Origin of the sequence: Stenotrophomonas sp. SAU14A_NAIMI4_8, from assembly GCF_003086695.1 — a bacterium.
Classification (GTDB): domain Bacteria; phylum Pseudomonadota; class Gammaproteobacteria; order Xanthomonadales; family Xanthomonadaceae; genus Stenotrophomonas.
In genome coordinates, this window is the sequence record NZ_CP025999.1 from 3,376,262 (window position 1) to 3,390,570 (window position 14,309).

Sequence of the window (14,309 nt, forward strand, 5' to 3'; positions counted from 1 at the left end):
CCGTTTTCCAACGGAAAACGGCTCTGACCCCACTGCCGGATGCGCGACGCCTGGGGTCAGAGCCCTTTCCTGCGGAAAGGGATCCGACCGCTGCGATCAGATTTCGACCTGCGCGCCGAGTTCGACCAGGCGGTTGCCGGGAATGCGGAAGAAGCCGGTGGCCGGGGCGGCGTTGCGATGCATCAGCGCGAACAGCTTGTCGCGCCAGATCGGCATGCCACGGTTGGCGGTGGCCACGATGGTTTCGCGGCTGGCGAAGAAGGTGGTGTCCATCGGGTCGAAGTAGATGCCGCCGTGGTCGCACGAGCGCATCAGCGCCAGCGGTACGTCCGGGGTTTCCATGAAACCGAAGCGCACGTAGACCCGGTAGAACTCATCGCCCACCGATTCGATCTTCAGCCGCTGCCCTTCCACCGCATAGGGAATGGGCAGGGTTTCCACGTGCAGGAACACGTTGCGCTCGTGCAGCACCTTGTTGTGCTTCAGGTTGTGCATGAGCGCATGCGGGGCCACGGTCGGGTCGGCGGTCAGGAACACCGCGGTGCCCGGCACGCGTACCGGCGGCGCCAGCATCAGGCCCGGCAGGAAGGTGTCGATGCGGATACCGTCCTTGCGGATCTCATCGCGCAGCAGTTCGCGGCCGCGGCGCCAGGTGCGCATCATGGTGAACAGGAAGATGCCCAGCACCACCGGGAACCACGCACCCTGCAGCAGCTTGGCGCCGTTGGCGATGACAAAGCCCAGATCGATGATGAAGAACACCACGCACAGCGGCAGGATCCAGTTGCGCGCCTTGGGCCACAGCGAACGCGCCACCAGGGCCAGCAGCAGGGTGTCGATCAGCATGGTGGCCGACACCGAGATGCCGTAGGCCACGGCCAGGTTGGACGAACTGCGGAAGGCCAGCACCAGCCCGATCACCATCACCGCGATGCCCCAGTTGATGCCGGGAATGTAGATCTGGCCGATGGTGTCGTGCGAGGTGTGCTTGATGCGCATGCGCGGGATGTAGCCCAGCTGCATGGCTTGGCGCGACACCGAGAACGCACCGGTGATGACCGACTGCGAGGCGATCACCGCGGCCATGGTGGCCAGGATGATCATCGGGTACAGCGCCCACGACGGCACCGCTTCGAAGAACGGGTTCTTCACCGCTTCGGGGTGGTTGAGCACCAGCGCGCCCTGCCCCAGGTAGTTCAGCACCAGGCACGGCAGCACGAAGAAGTACCAGGCATGGCGGATGGGCTTGGCACCGAAGTGGCCCATGTCTGCGTACAGCGCTTCGCCGCCGGTCACCGCCAGCACCACCGCGCCCAGGATGAAGATGCCGTGCCAGCTGTGGTCCATGAAGAAGCGGATGGCCCACCAGGGGTTGAACGCCTTCAGCACTTCCGGCGAATCGACGATGTTGTAGATGCCGATCGCCGCCAGCGAGATGAACCAGATCGAGGTGATCGGCCCGAACAGCTTGCCGATCTTTTCGGTACCAAAGCGCTGCACCGCGAACACCGCCAGCAGCACCATCACGGTGATCGGCACGATGAACGCATGCAGGCCCGGCGCGGCCACTTCCAGGCCTTCCACCGCGCCGAGCACGGAAATGGCCGGCGTGATCACGCCGTCGCCGAAGAACAGCGAGGCGCCGAAGATGCCGAGGATGCCCACCACGTAGGCCGAGCGCGACCCGTTGCGCAGGGTGCGCTGGGTCAGCGCCATCAGCGCCATGATGCCGCCTTCGCCATCGTTGTCGGCACGCATGATGATGGTCACGTACTTCAGGGTGACCACGATGTTCAGTGCCCAGAACGCCAGCGACAGCACGCCCAGCACGGTGTCGTGGTCACTGGTGAGCCCGTAGTGCGGCGAGAACGCCTCTTTCAGGGTGTACAGCGGGCTGGTGCCGATATCGCCGAACACCACGCCGATCGCACCGATGATCAGCGCCAGACCCCCGGCCGGGGGAGCGTGACCGTGGCCGCCGTGGGCGGCATCGTGCGGAGTTTGACTGCTGGACATGGGGCTCCTGGCGGGGCTCAGGCGTGGTGTAGGGAATGGAAGGCGCGGCTCAGCGCAGCGCCGATTGCAGGGCCTTGCGGATGACCGTGGCCACTTCGTCGCCTTCCGTGAAGGCATCGCGCGCCATGCGGGCCGCTTCGGTGGGCTTGTAGCCCAGCTGCTGCAGGGCCACGGTGGCATCGGCCAGCGGATCGGCCGGTGCCGGGCCGCTGCCGGTGGGCAGCGCACCGCCGGCACCGAACTGGGCGGCGCGGTCACGCAGCTCCAGCACCATGCGTTCGGCGGTTTTCTTGCCGATGCCCGGAATGCGGGTCAAGGCGGTGATGTCGCCGGCCTGGACCATGCGCGCGAACTCTTCCACGGTGACCCCGGACAGCACGGCCAGCGCGATTTTCGCGCCAATGCCGCTGACCTTCTGCACATCGCGGAACAGCCGGCGCTCGCCCTCGCGCAGGAAGCCGTACAGCGAAACGCTGTCTTCCTTCTGCGAATAATGGGTGTACAGGATGACCTCGCGGCCGAGCTCGGGCAGGTCGTAGAAGGTGCTCATCGGCGCCTCCAGCTCGTAGCCCACCCCGTTCACATCCACCACCAGCCACGGCGGCGCCTTGTAGGCGACGATCCCGCGCAGTCGACCGATCATTGCGTGCAGCTCCTCATTTGCGGCCCCACGCCTGGCGGGCACTGAGCCCCAGGCGGTTGGCCGTTGCCCTTACGTGGGCATGGGTGATGGCTACCGCCAACGCGTCGGCCGCGTCGGCCTGCAGCTTGGTTTTCAGGTTCAGCATGAGCCCGACCATGTGTTGGACCTGTTGTTTTTCCGCGCCGCCACGGCCAACCACGGCCAGCTTGATCTCGCTGGCGGCGTATTCGTGCACCGGCAGGTCGCGCAGCACCACCGCGGAAATGGCCGCGCCGCGCGCCTGGCCCAGCTTCAGCGCCGAATCCGGGTTGCGCGCCATGAACACTTTTTCGATGGCCACTTCCTGCGGCTGGAACTCCCGGCACAGATCGGCCAGGCCCAGCACCAGCAGCTTCATGCGCTGGGGGAAATCGTCGGCGCCCAGCAGCACCAGCGGCTGGTGGTGCACGTGGCTGACCTTGCCGGCGGCGTCGACATCAATGATGCCGACCCCGGTCCGCTGGGAACCGGGGTCGATGCCGAGGATGCGGGTCATACGGCACTCCTGGCCGGGTGGAACGGGAAGCGCTGGCAGGCGTATGGGCTCATGACTGTCCGCGGTGACCGTTCAACGGCCCGCGCCCAGACCGTCGAAGACGGCTCAGGCGTAGGCGTCGGCGCCGAGTTCGGCGTTGGAATACACGTCCTGCACGTCGTCCAGGTCTTCCAGCATGTCCAGCAGCTTCTTCACCTGCAGGGCCACATCGCCTTCGACCTTGATGTCGTTGTCGGCGCGGAAGGTGATTTCCGCGTGCCCGGGCACGTGCCCGGCGGCCGCCATCGCATCCTTGACCGCGTTGAACGCGTCAGGGCTGGTGACCACGTCGATCGAACCGTCGTCCGGGTAGACCACGATGTCATCGGCGCCGGCCTCGATGGCCGCCTCGGTGATCGCCTCTTCGTCGGCGCCCGGAGCGAAGCTGAGCACGCCCAGGCGCTTGAACATGAAGGCGACCGAGCCTTCGGTGCCCATGTTGCCGCCGCACTTGCTGAACGCGTGGCGCACATCGGCCACGGTACGCACGCGGTTGTCGGTCAGGCAGTCGACGATCACGGCCACGCCACCGGGGGCGTAGCCCTCGTAGCGGATTTCCTCGTAATCGACGCCTTCCAGTTCACCGGTGGCCTTCTTGATGGCGCGTTCGATCACGTCCTTGGACATGTTCACGCCCAGGCCCTTGTCCATGGCCACGCGCAGGCGCGGGTTGTTGTTGGGGTCGCCTCCACCGCCGCGCGCGGCAACGCCGATCTCGCGGATGATCTTGGTGAAAATCTTGCCACGCTTCGCGTCGGACGCGTTCTTGCGGGCTTCGATGGAGGGGCCTCTACCCATGGGTGCTACCGTCTGGCTGCTTCAGGATCAAGGCGCGGATTCTACCTGATCGGGGGCGGCAACCGTGTCTAGGGTGGATGGAGGGTGCCGGGTGTCGCCTAGCGAAGAGCGTGCGAACCAAGGTTCGCACCCACCAAGGCAGGTCGGTTCGCACCCACCAACCTACGCGGCGGCGGCGTCGCGGCTGTGGTCGAACTGGCCGTGCTGCAGAAAATGCGCGGTCTGCCGCGCGGCATCGGGCGATACCACCAGGCCGCTGTGGCTGGTGCGCACCACGCAGTGGTCGGCCAGGCCTGGCAGGCGGGTCTCGTCCAGCGCCACCGTACCGTCGGACGCTTCCCCCATGGCCCCCAGCAGGCTGCCCAGGCCATGCGGCACCGACCCGGCGATCAGCCCGACCTTCGCCCTGCCCTGCCAGTCTGGCAGGCCATCAAGCAGCAGTTCGCTGCTGCGGCCCAGGGCCAGGCCCCAGCCGTGTTCGGACAGCGAGCGCGCGGTGCCACTGCCGCGCAGCGGCGAGCCCAGGCAGACCACCCGCTGCACCGGCAACTGCGGCTGCCGGCGCAGGGCTTCCAGCGCCACCAGCCCGCCCAGGCTGTGGCCGACCAGCGACAGCGGGCCGGTGCCGGCCAGCCGTTCCAGCAACTGCGGCACGGCCACGTCCGGCCCGCCGAAGATCGAGGCGTAACCGAAGGTGTGCACCTGGAACCCACGCGCGCGCAGGCGCCAGGCCAACGGCCCGACCCAGGCGCGGGCATTCCAGATGCCATGCAGCAGCAAAACAGGGGGATTCATGCGTGACAGCCTGGCGTTGGGCGGGGCGGAATCTGCAGTGATTGAACGAAATCGCGGGGCAAGCGCCAGTGAACGCGCTCAGGCCGGGCGCGGTTCGCGGCGCAGGATGAATTCCAGATCGTTGATCTGGCCGACCGGGAACAGGTACTCACCGGCCTTCTGGAAGCCATAGCGGGCATAGAAGCGCTGTGCGCCGAAGTTTTCCGACCACACGCCCAGCCACAGCGTGCGCGGGCCGTCGCGCTCCAGCCAGGCCAGCGCGGTTTCCAGCAGGCGGCTGCCCCAGCCACAGCTCTGCTCGGTCTTCACCAGATACAGGCGCTTGAGCTCGCCATCGCCGGGCTTCACGTCCGGGTGCGGCAGGCCACAGGGGCCGGCGGCGGCATGGCCGACCGCCTCCCCGTCCCGTTCCAGCAGCCACACCGCATAGTCGGGGTGGGCCAGGATGATGCGCTGGCGCTCGACCGTGTAGGCCTCCTCCAGGAAGGCCTGCAGGTCCTGCGGCGGGTACAGATGGCCGAAGGTTTCAGTGAACGTGCGCGCGGCCAGCGCCGACAGGGTCGGCGCGTCGTCCACGGTGGCGCGGCGGATCGAATACATGGGTCGAGTGGACGCCAGGACGACGGTCGGGGTCAAGCCCGTTCCGACGACTCGGTTTCGTCCTCTTCTTCCTCGTCCTCTTCCTCGTATTCCTCTTCGTCCTCGTCCTCGCCTTCTTCTTCCTCGTCCTCGTCGAACTCTTCCTCTTCGTCGTCTTCGTAATCCTCGACGCCGAAGTCTTCACCGTCCCAGCGACCTTCGCCGTCGGCGACGAAGGTCAGTGCCATCGCCGCCGGGTTGGTGCCGACGCGGACCAGCCAACCACCGAAAACACGTGCACGCTCGGTGACCAGAGTGGCCTCGGAGCCTTCATTGCCCAGCTTTTCCCACTCCAGCGAAAACGCGAACTCGGTCATTGCGTGGATCTCCTGATCAGTTGGTCTTGGGGCGAACCTGGATATGCACTTCGGCCAGCTGCACGTCGACGATCGGCGACGGCGCATCGGTCATCAGATCCTGCGCACCGGTGGTCTTCGGGAACGGAATGACGTCGCGGATGGATTCGGTGCCGGCCATCAGCGCGGCAATGCGGTCGATGCCGAAGGCGATGCCGCCGTGCGGCGGGGCGCCGTAGTTCAGCGCGTCCAGCAGGAAGCCAAACTTGGCACGGGCTTCTTCGGCGCCGATGCCCAGCAGCTCGAACACTGCGCTCTGCATGTCCGGGCGGTGGATACGGATCGAACCGCCGCCGATTTCATTGCCGTTGAGCACCATGTCGTAGCCGCGCGAAACCGCGGTACGGGCGTTGGCGCGCAGGTCGGCGATATCGTCCACGGCCGGCGCGGTGAAGGGGTGATGCAGGGCGACGTAGCGCTGCTCTTCCTCGTCCCATTCGAACATCGGGAAGTCGGTGACCCACAGCGGCGCCCAACCGTCGGCGACCAGGCCGAAGTCCTTGCCAGCCTTCAGGCGCAGCGCGCCCATGAAGTCGGACACCTTGTTGTAGCCACCGGCACCGAAGAACACGATGTCGCCGTTGCCGGCGCCGACGTGGGCCACCAGCGCAGCGAAACGCTCTTCGCTGAAGAACTTCTGGATGGGCGAGCTGACTTCGCCGTTGTCGGCGATCTTGATGTAGGCCAGGCCCTTGGCGCCGTACTTGGCGGCGTGCGCGGCGTATTCGTCGATCTGCTTGCGCGACAGGGTGGCACCGCCCGGAATGCGCAGCGCGGCCACGCGGCCGTCGGCATCGTTGGCCGGGCCGGTGAACACCGGGAACTCGCTGTCCTTGACCAGTTCGGCCACGTCCACCAGCTCCAGCGCGATGCGCAGGTCCGGCTTGTCCGAGCCGTAGCGGCGCATGGCCTCGGCCCAGGTCATGCGCGGGAAGCTGGCCGCCAGCGGCACGTCCACCACTTCCTTGAAGATGGCGCGGATCATGTCTTCAACGAAATCCTGCACGTCGCGCTCGCGCACGAAGGCGAATTCCATGTCCAGCTGGGTGAATTCCAGCTGGCGGTCGGCGCGCAGGGCTTCGTCGCGGAAGCAGCGCGCGATCTGGTAGTAGCGGTCGAAGCCGGCCACCATCAGGATCTGCTTGAACAGCTGCGGGCTCTGCGGCAGGGCGTAGAACTCGCCCGGGTGCATGCGCGCCGGCACCAGGAAGTCGCGCGCGCCTTCCGGGGTGGCCTTGGTCAGGATCGGGGTTTCGATGTCCTGGAAGCCGCGCTCGTCCAGGTGGCGGCGCAGGGCCTGCACCAGCTTGATGCGGGTGCGCTGCATGCGCTGCATTTCCGGGCGGCGCAGGTCCAGGTAGCGGTACTTCAGGCGGGTGTCTTCGCCCGGGTTCTCGTGGGCGTGGAACGGCAGCGGCGCGGCCTTGTTCAGCACGGTGATGGCGGTGGCGATCACTTCCACCTTGCCGGTGGCGATCTTGTCGTTCACCGCATGGCGCGCGCGCACCACGCCTTCCACCTGCAGCACGTCTTCGTAGCCCAGGCTGGCAGCCACGGCGAACACTTCGGCGTTGTCCACCTCCACGGTCACCTGCACGATGCCTTCATGATCGCGAAGATCGATGAAGCAGACGCCGCCCTGGTTACGGGCCACGTCGGTCCAGCCGGCGAGGGTGACAGTCTGGCCAATCAGGGTCTCGTTGACCAGGCCGCAGAAGTGGGTACGCATGGGGGGAAAGCTCCGCTGGAGAACGCCGGCACCCGACGGGGGCCGGAAAGCCTCGTATTCTGCGGCCGAGGGCCCGGCTGGGGCAAATGCGGACGGTCACGCGGGCTTTATCCACCCCGTCCTTATAGTCGCGCACCACACACCGTATGGGGATTTGCCATGAAAGCGCTGTCCCTGGCCAGTCTGGCCACCACCCTTACCCTGGGCGCCCTTGCCGGGCTGACCCTGTCCCCCGCCCCCGCCGCCGCGCAGACCGGCGTGGTCCGCTGCGAAAGCCAGAACAACCGTGAACGGGTCTGCAGCACCGGCTGGCGCGACGCCCGGCTGGTACGCCAGCTGTCCGGCTCGGCCTGCGTGGAGGGCCGCACCTGGGGCAGCCGCAACGGCAGCATCTGGGTCAACGGCGGCTGCCGCGCCGAATTCGTCGAAGGCCGCGGCGGCTGGGGCGGCAACCACGGCGGCGGTTGGGGCGGCGGCAACAGCGGCAGCACCATCCGCTGCGAAAGCCAGGACAACCGCGAGCGCACCTGTCCGGTGAACTGGCGCGGGGCCACCCTGGTGCGGCAGATCTCCGGCTCGGCCTGCGTGGAAGGGCAGACCTGGGGCGTGCGTCGCGGCGCCATCTGGGTCAACCGCGGCTGCCGCGGTGAATTCGCCGAAAGCCGCGGCGGCTGGGGCGGTGGCAATGGCGGCGGCTGGGGCGGCGGCAACAGCAACTACACCGTTACCTGCAGCAGCAACAACAACCGTACCCAGAACTGCAACTGGGATGAGCGCCAGGGCCGGCCGGTGCTGCAGCAGCAGCTGTCCGGCAGTGCCTGCCAGGAGGGCCGCAGCTGGGGCTATTCGCGCGGCAGCGTGTGGGTCAGCAACGGCTGCCGGGCGCGCTTCGGTACCCGCTGAGGCATGGGGTCGGAGCCCCTGCCTGCGGCAGGGGGGTCCGACCCCGATCCGCTCAGGGTGCCGACGGGGCGGGGTCGGATCCCTGGCCATCGGCCAGGGCTCTGACCCCTGCGCTGGCTGCTCGACAGGGTCAGAGCCCCTGCCTGCGGCAGGGGATCCGACCCCAATCCGCTCAGGGCCGGGCCGGTGCCTGCTCGGAACCCCACGGCGCCGGCGGCAGCGCCACCGGCTTGCCCAGGTCGAATTCGACGCGGAAACGGCGCCCGCCGGGGCGGGTCAGTTCATAGACGAAGCGCTGGTCCGGCTCGATCTCCATCGCCCACACGTTGTGGGTGGAGGCGAGCATGTCGGCGCGGCGGAACATCGCCACCGAATCGGCATCTGCCGGGAACTGCTGGCGCTGGGCGGTGCCCGGTGGCGTGCTGTCGCCGCCGTACAGGCTGATGACATCGGGGCTGCCATCGGCGTGCCGGTGGTCGTGCTTCAGCTTCAGCCCATGGTCGGTGCGGGTCAGGATCCAGGTGCGCGAATGGTCATCGCCCACATGGAACGGAATGCGCAGCTCATGGCCGGGGTCGTCGCAGCCGCGCACGTGCATCACCAGAGGCTTGCCGGCAAACGGATCGTCACCCGCGGGGGCCGGAGTGTCTTCCACTACCCGGCCGGCGAACGCCTGGCCGCAGTGCGCGGCCACGGCGGCCATGAAGGCATCGGAAGGCGCAGTGGCCACATCGTGGCTGATCGGGGGCTGTTGCTGCGAACAGGCCGCAAGGGCCAGCAGCAGCACGGCGGACATCGAGGCGGAACGGACAGTCATGGCCCCACCCTAACGGCCATGGCCAGCGCGCGCAAACCGCGGGCAGCGGGCACCGCCCCACCCGCTGTGCCCGAACACTATGGCAACGGCGCTGGCGTGCCTGCGTTTGTGTCGCGCGCCGGTGTCGGCTCGATCACTTCAGTCGCCGCCACCGGCGCACCCTCGCCTTCACCGGCAGGTTCCTGCTCCACCGGATCGACATCGAACGGCGTGCGGAACACCAGCGACGGCAGCAGCGTGGTCAGCGCGGCGTACAACAGCAGCGCACCGAACAACACCGCCGGAATCTGGAAGCGCTCGCGCATGATCGCCGCCAGCACCAGGGTGAAGATCAGGGTGGGTGCCAGCGCCAGCGACACCCGCAGGCTGCTGCGGAAGCTTTCGCCGAACATGACCCGGCGCTGCAGCCACACCACGGCGATGCGCAGCGGCAGCACCACCATGGTAATCACCACGCCCAGCCCCAGCGCCTCGAAGCTCAGCGCTTCGCTGGGCACCTTGGTGCCGGCATTGAAGAAGTAGAACGGCACGAAGAACGAGGCGAACAGGCGCAGCGCGTGCAGGTTCTCGTGCGAAGCCAGCAGCGGCATGCGCTGGTGCAGCAGGCGCGCGACCAGGCCGGCGATGAACGCGCCCACCAGGTAGTACACGCCCAGCAGGTAGGTGATGTAGGCCGCCACCATGCCCACCATCACCAGCAGCGAAAATTCCGAACCGGGCGCATGCGGCGCCACCCAGCGACCCAGGGCGATGAACAGCAGCGGCAGCCCGACCATCATCGCCAGCAATGCGCTGCTGGACATGGCCATGTGCCACGGATCGCCGGCCTGCAGCACCACGAACAGCGCCGCCAGCGCCAGCAGTTCACCGGCAATGGCCTTGCTGGTCACCCAGAAACGCTCGTCTTCGCTCAGGCCCAGCCGAGACAGCGAATCCATGATGAAACCGGTGGACGGGGTGAGCAGGGCCAGCGCCAGCAGACCTGCGGCCTGCCACGGCAGGCCCGCATAGCGCCAAGCCAGCCAGCCCACACCGAACAACGTTGCACTGCGGATGACCAGGTGCGCCAGCAGCGGCCACAGCCCACGCCGCAGCGCGGCCAGATCCACTTCCAGCCCAGCGAACAGGAACAGCGAAGAAATACCCAGCGTTGCCAGCAGGCCGATCACCGCATCGTGCGAGCGCTCGCCCAGCCACAGCATGGCGATGATGCCGAACAGCAGGCACGTAAGCGGCGCCGGCAGGCTGAAGCGCTGCAGCGCGCGCGGTATGACCAGCAGCGCGAAGATCAGCAGCAGGTAGATCAGTTCATGGCTCATCGTGACTTCCGTGTGGAACGAACGCGCGCAGCATGCGCGTGGCTGCGCAGCGCTGCAAATCGAACGGGGCTGAAATGCGGGTGTGTTAGGGTGGGACAGGTGTTTTCTCCACCTATTCCATCGAGGCCGCACCCATGTGGCGGCTGACGGCCCTGTTACTGGGCGTGGCGCTGCTGCTGACCGGCAGCGGGCTGCTGGGCACCCTGCTCGCCGTTCGCGGTGAGCAGGAAGGTTTCAGCGCCGGCACCTTGGGCTGGATCATGTCGGCCTACTTCGCCGGCTATTTCATCGGCACCTTCACCGCCCCGCCGTTGATCCGCCGCATCGGCCACAGCCGGGCATTTGCCTTCCACGCCGCGCTGGCCACCATGGCCGTGCTGCTGCACCCATTGTGGATCAGCGCCGCCGGCTGGATCGTGCTGCGCGTGGTGACCGGCATAGCACTGGTGGGCCTGTACACGGTGATCGAAAGCTGGCTCAACGCCGAGCCCGACCCGCAGCGGCGCAGCCGGGTGTTTTCGGTCTACATGATGGTGAACCTGTCGGCGCTGGCGCTGGGCCAGGTGCTGCTGCTGGCCGGCGATACCGGCGCGGCCACCATGTTTTCGCTCACTGCCCTGCTGGTGTGCGCGGCCATGCTGCCGGTTACCGCCACCCGCCTGCAGCAGCCGGAGGTGCCCAGCGTGCCGCGGCTGACGCTGCAGCGCCTGTACGCGCTGGCGCCGGTGGCCACCGTCGCCGCCGCGCTGTCCGGCCTGGCGATGGGGCCGTTCTGGGGCCTGCTGCCGGTGTATGCCGAACAGATCGGCCTGCGCGATGCGCAGGTGCCGCTGTTCATGCTGACGGCAATTGCCGGCGGTGCGTTGCTGCAATGGCCGCTGGGCCGGATCAGCGATGGCCATGACCGTCGGCTGGGCCTGCTGTGCCTGAGCGTGCTGGCCGCCGCCGTGGCCGCGCTGGCCGCATTGCCGCCGCTGTCGCAGCAGGTGCACCTGATGTTCGTGCTGGTGTTCTGCTATGGCGGCCTGGCGTTCGCGCTCTATCCGTTCGCCGTGGCGCACATGCTGGACTACCTGCCCACGCCGGACCTGTTGTCCGGCTGCAGCAGCCTGCTGCTGGTACACGGCATCGGCGCCGCCATCGGGCCGGCGCTGGCCGGTGCGCTGATGCAGCGCTACGGCGCCCCAGCGCTGCCGCTGTACTTCACCGCCGTGCTGACCGCGCTGGCCGACTTCACCGCCCTGCGCCTGCTGCGCCATGCGCGCCTGCGCACCCACCCGGCACCGTTCCGTCCCATGCTGCGGACCACGCCTGCGGCCCTGGAGCTGATGCCGGAAACCGAATCTCCCACCGTACCCACGAAGGAAGTGCATTGACTGTCGAGTCCCCGACCCTGATTCCGAACCCCCTTCTTTCCAGCAGCACGGCCACCGGGCCACAGCTGATCCTGGCCACCGACCTGGATGGCACCTTCCTGGCCGGCAGCGCCGCCCAGCGCCACCGCCTGTACCGGCTGGTGGACCAGCACCCGGGCATCGCCCTGGTGTTCATTACCGGGCGCGGCCTGGAAGCGGTGATGCCGCTGTTGTCCGACCCGGCCATTCCCCGCCCCGATTACATCGTCTGCGACGTGGGCGCCACCGTGGTGCATGGCCACACCCTGCAGCCCTTGCAGCCGCTGCAGTCGATGATCGACGCGCACTGGCCCGGCGAACAGGTGGTGGCCGAAGCGATGCGGCCGTTCACCGCACTGCAGCGCCAGGATGTTCCGCAGGAACGCCGCTGCTCCTATTTCTGCGATCCGGCCACGCTGGCCCCGTTGCGCGCGCAGATCCAGCAGACCGCGGCGGAACTGGGCTGCGACGTGCTGTATTCGGCCGACCGCTACCTGGACATCCTGCCGCCGGACACCGACAAGGGCCGCACCCTGGCCGCGCTGGCGCGCCTGCTGGAACTGCCGCGCGAGCGCATCCTGGTGGCCGGCGATACCTTGAACGACCTGTCCATGTACCAGGCCGGTTTCCGTGGCGTGTGCGTGGGCGAATCGGAGCCAGCGCTGACTGCAGCCACCGCTGATCTGGCCAACACCTACCACGCCCGCGAACCCGGCTGCGGCGGCATTGTGGAAGCCATCGAACACTTCGGCCTGCTGGCCGCCGATGACCCGTACCTGCATGCGCCGGCCGCCGCACGCGCGCAGGGCGCCGAACTGGTGATGGTCTATCACCGCCTGCCCTTCGATGAAGCCATCGAGGACGGCAAGCTGGTGCAGCGACCGCCGCGTTCGCCGAACGGCATCATCCCCTCGCTGCTGAGCTTCTTCGAAGGTGGCCAGCGCGGCAGCTGGGTGGCCTGGGGCATCGACGACCCCAAGCACCGCCCGTTCCAGCGCCATGTGCAGGTGGACGCGCAGCGCTACCCGACCCTGCGCGCCACCCGCGTACCGCTCAGTCGCCAGGACGTGGACATCTTCTACAAGCGGTTTTCCAAGGAAGCGTTCTGGCCGATGCTGCACGTGTTCTGGGAACGCGCGCGGTTCCGCGAAGACGATTGGCAGGTGTTCCTGAAGGTGAACCGCCGTTTCGCCGAGGCCGTGGCCGACGAAGCCGCGCACGGCGCCACGGTGTGGATCCACGACTACAACCTGTGGATGGTGCCGGCCGCGCTGCGCGAACTGCGCCCGGACCTGAAGATCGCCTTCTTCCACCACACCTACTTCCCCTCCGCCGATGTGTTCAACGTGGTGCCGTGGCGGCGCGAGATCATCGGCAGCCTGCTGTGCTGCGACTACATCGGCTTCCATATTCCGCGCCAGGTGGAAAACTTCGTGGACGTGGTGCGTGGCGCCATGCCGGCCGAGCGCCTGGCCTGGGAAAGCTGCGCGCCGCGCTTTTTGACCTATGGCTGCGCGGTGGGCCTGGACACCATGACCACCCGCCTGCGCGTGGGCGACCGCGATGTGGCGCTGGGCGCGCACCCGGTGGGCACCGACGTGCGCCGCATCCGCAACCTGCTGGCGCGTGCCGAGGTGCGCAACGATCTGTTCAAGCTGCGCCGCGAGATCGGCGCACGCAAGCTGGTGCTGTCGGTGGAACGGCTGGACTACACCAAGGGCACCCTGGCCAAACTGGAAGCCTTCGAACGTGTGCTGGAACAGCACCCCGAGCACTGCGGCAAGGTCACCCTGCTGATGGTCTGCGTGCCAGCCGCGCGCGAGATGACCGTCTACCGCACGCTGCAGAACCAGATCGAACAGGCGGTTGGCCGCATCAATGGCCGCTTCTCGCGGCTGGACTGGACGCCGGTGCGCTTCTTCGCCCAGGCCCTGCCGTTCGAACAGGTGGTGGCGCACTACGCCGCCGCGCAGGTGATGTGGATCACCCCGCTGCGTGATGGCCTGAACCTGGTGGCCAAGGAATTTGTCGCCACCCAGGGCATTGAAGGCACGCCCGGCGTGCTGGTGCTGAGCGAGTTCGCCGGTGCGGCGGCCGAGTTGAAGGGCGCGGTGCTGACCAATCCGCACGACCCGGCCGATCTGGCCGCCGGCCTGCTGCAGGCGCTGTCCATGCCCGAAGAAGAGGCCAGCGCGCGCCTGCGCCAGTTGCAGGGCATCGTGGAGTACTACGACGTGGACCGCTGGGGCCGTGATTTCCTGGCCGCGGTAGAAGGCAGCGACACACCAGCCAGCTGACGCACTGGGGTCGGATCCGTTTCCACCGG

13 protein-coding genes are annotated in these 14,309 nt (G+C 67.7%); 3 read left to right on the forward strand and 10 right to left on the reverse strand.

Features of this window, described 5'->3' with window-relative positions; genetic code table 11:
- Positions 1 to 96: 96 nt before the first annotated feature.
- The 8 genes from C1930_RS15415 to aspS all read right to left on the reverse strand — a co-directional run bounded on the left by C1930_RS15415 (position 97) and on the right by aspS (position 7,550).
- Complete coding sequence (locus tag C1930_RS15415; RefSeq protein WP_108750851.1) at positions 97 to 2,016, reverse strand: potassium transporter Kup; 1,920 nt, start codon at positions 2,014 to 2,016, stop codon at positions 97 to 99.
- A 49-nt stretch (positions 2,017 to 2,065) separates the two neighbouring features.
- Entirely contained in the window at positions 2,066 to 2,659 is a 594-nt protein-coding gene (gene ruvA / locus C1930_RS15420) for a Holliday junction branch migration protein RuvA (RefSeq protein WP_108756972.1), read from the reverse strand.
- Positions 2,660 to 2,672: 13 nt separating this feature from the next.
- Positions 2,673 to 3,194: a crossover junction endodeoxyribonuclease RuvC gene (gene ruvC / locus C1930_RS15425; protein ID WP_108750853.1), complete on the reverse strand. Its 522-nt coding sequence runs from the start codon at positions 3,192 to 3,194 to the stop codon at positions 2,673 to 2,675.
- Between the two features lie 105 nt (positions 3,195 to 3,299).
- Positions 3,300 to 4,031 carry a YebC/PmpR family DNA-binding transcriptional regulator gene (locus C1930_RS15430; RefSeq protein WP_108753923.1) on the reverse strand — a complete coding sequence of 244 codons (732 nt, stop codon included), beginning with the start codon at positions 4,029 to 4,031 and terminating at the stop codon, positions 3,300 to 3,302.
- Between the two features lie 162 nt (positions 4,032 to 4,193).
- Positions 4,194 to 4,826, reverse strand: a complete 633-nt coding sequence (locus C1930_RS15435) for a cobalamin adenosyltransferase (RefSeq protein WP_108753924.1) — start codon at positions 4,824 to 4,826, stop codon at positions 4,194 to 4,196.
- Between the two features lie 78 nt (positions 4,827 to 4,904).
- Positions 4,905 to 5,426, reverse strand: coding sequence for a GNAT family N-acetyltransferase (locus tag C1930_RS15440; protein WP_108756973.1), 522 nt, complete (start codon positions 5,424 to 5,426; stop codon positions 4,905 to 4,907).
- A gap of 32 nt (positions 5,427 to 5,458) precedes the next feature.
- A complete protein-coding gene (locus C1930_RS20460) occupies positions 5,459 to 5,782 on the reverse strand; it encodes a DNA primase (protein WP_108750857.1) in 324 nt (107 codons plus the stop codon).
- A 16-nt stretch (positions 5,783 to 5,798) separates the two neighbouring features.
- Entirely contained in the window at positions 5,799 to 7,550 is a 1,752-nt protein-coding gene (gene aspS, locus C1930_RS15450; protein ID WP_108756975.1) for an aspartate--tRNA ligase, read from the reverse strand.
- A gap of 159 nt (positions 7,551 to 7,709) precedes the next feature.
- On the opposite strand from aspS, the gene C1930_RS15455 reads away from it, so the two are divergent.
- Complete coding sequence (locus C1930_RS15455; protein ID WP_108772119.1) at positions 7,710 to 8,453, forward strand: DUF3011 domain-containing protein; 744 nt, start codon at positions 7,710 to 7,712, stop codon at positions 8,451 to 8,453.
- A gap of 172 nt (positions 8,454 to 8,625) precedes the next feature.
- On the opposite strand, the gene C1930_RS15460 is transcribed toward C1930_RS15455, so the two are convergent.
- Both C1930_RS15460 and C1930_RS15465 read right to left on the reverse strand, forming a co-directional pair.
- Complete coding sequence (locus C1930_RS15460) at positions 8,626 to 9,270, reverse strand: hypothetical protein (RefSeq protein WP_108772120.1); 645 nt, start codon at positions 9,268 to 9,270, stop codon at positions 8,626 to 8,628.
- A gap of 77 nt (positions 9,271 to 9,347) precedes the next feature.
- Positions 9,348 to 10,589, reverse strand: coding sequence for a cation:proton antiporter (locus C1930_RS15465; RefSeq protein WP_108756978.1), 1,242 nt, complete (start codon positions 10,587 to 10,589; stop codon positions 9,348 to 9,350).
- 134 nt (positions 10,590 to 10,723) lie between these two features.
- Here C1930_RS15465 and C1930_RS15470 point away from each other — a divergent pair, with 134 nt between their 5' ends.
- Both C1930_RS15470 and ggpS read left to right on the forward strand, forming a co-directional pair.
- A complete protein-coding gene (locus C1930_RS15470) occupies positions 10,724 to 11,965 on the forward strand; it encodes an MFS transporter (RefSeq protein WP_108772121.1) in 1,242 nt (413 codons plus the stop codon).
- A gap of 65 nt (positions 11,966 to 12,030) precedes the next feature.
- Positions 12,031 to 14,280 carry a glucosylglycerol-phosphate synthase gene (gene ggpS / locus C1930_RS15475; protein WP_108757782.1) on the forward strand — a complete coding sequence of 750 codons (2,250 nt, stop codon included), beginning with the start codon at positions 12,031 to 12,033 and terminating at the stop codon, positions 14,278 to 14,280.
- Positions 14,281 to 14,309: the final 29 nt, after the last annotated feature.

Excerpts from the sequence above, each read along its gene's own strand:
- C1930_RS15415 (WP_108750851.1), bottom strand. The coding sequence starts at position 2,016 with ATGTCCAGCAGTCAAACTCCGCACGATGCCGCCCACGGCGGCCACGGT.
- ruvA (WP_108756972.1), bottom strand. The coding sequence starts at position 2,659 with ATGATCGGTCGACTGCGCGGGATCGTCGCCTACAAGGCGCCGCCGTGG.
- ruvC (WP_108750853.1), bottom strand. The coding sequence starts at position 3,194 with ATGACCCGCATCCTCGGCATCGACCCCGGTTCCCAGCGGACCGGGGTC.
- C1930_RS15430 (WP_108753923.1), bottom strand. The coding sequence starts at position 4,031 with ATGGGTAGAGGCCCCTCCATCGAAGCCCGCAAGAACGCGTCCGACGCG.
- C1930_RS15435 (WP_108753924.1), bottom strand. The coding sequence starts at position 4,826 with ATGAATCCCCCTGTTTTGCTGCTGCATGGCATCTGGAATGCCCGCGCC.
- C1930_RS15440 (WP_108756973.1), bottom strand. The coding sequence starts at position 5,426 with ATGTATTCGATCCGCCGCGCCACCGTGGACGACGCGCCGACCCTGTCG.
- C1930_RS20460 (WP_108750857.1), bottom strand. The coding sequence starts at position 5,782 with ATGACCGAGTTCGCGTTTTCGCTGGAGTGGGAAAAGCTGGGCAATGAA.
- aspS (WP_108756975.1), bottom strand. The coding sequence starts at position 7,550 with ATGCGTACCCACTTCTGCGGCCTGGTCAACGAGACCCTGATTGGCCAG.
- C1930_RS15455 (WP_108772119.1), top strand. The coding sequence starts at position 7,710 with ATGAAAGCGCTGTCCCTGGCCAGTCTGGCCACCACCCTTACCCTGGGC.
- C1930_RS15460 (WP_108772120.1), bottom strand. The coding sequence starts at position 9,270 with ATGACTGTCCGTTCCGCCTCGATGTCCGCCGTGCTGCTGCTGGCCCTT.
- C1930_RS15465 (WP_108756978.1), bottom strand. The coding sequence starts at position 10,589 with ATGAGCCATGAACTGATCTACCTGCTGCTGATCTTCGCGCTGCTGGTC.
- C1930_RS15470 (WP_108772121.1), top strand. The coding sequence starts at position 10,724 with ATGTGGCGGCTGACGGCCCTGTTACTGGGCGTGGCGCTGCTGCTGACC.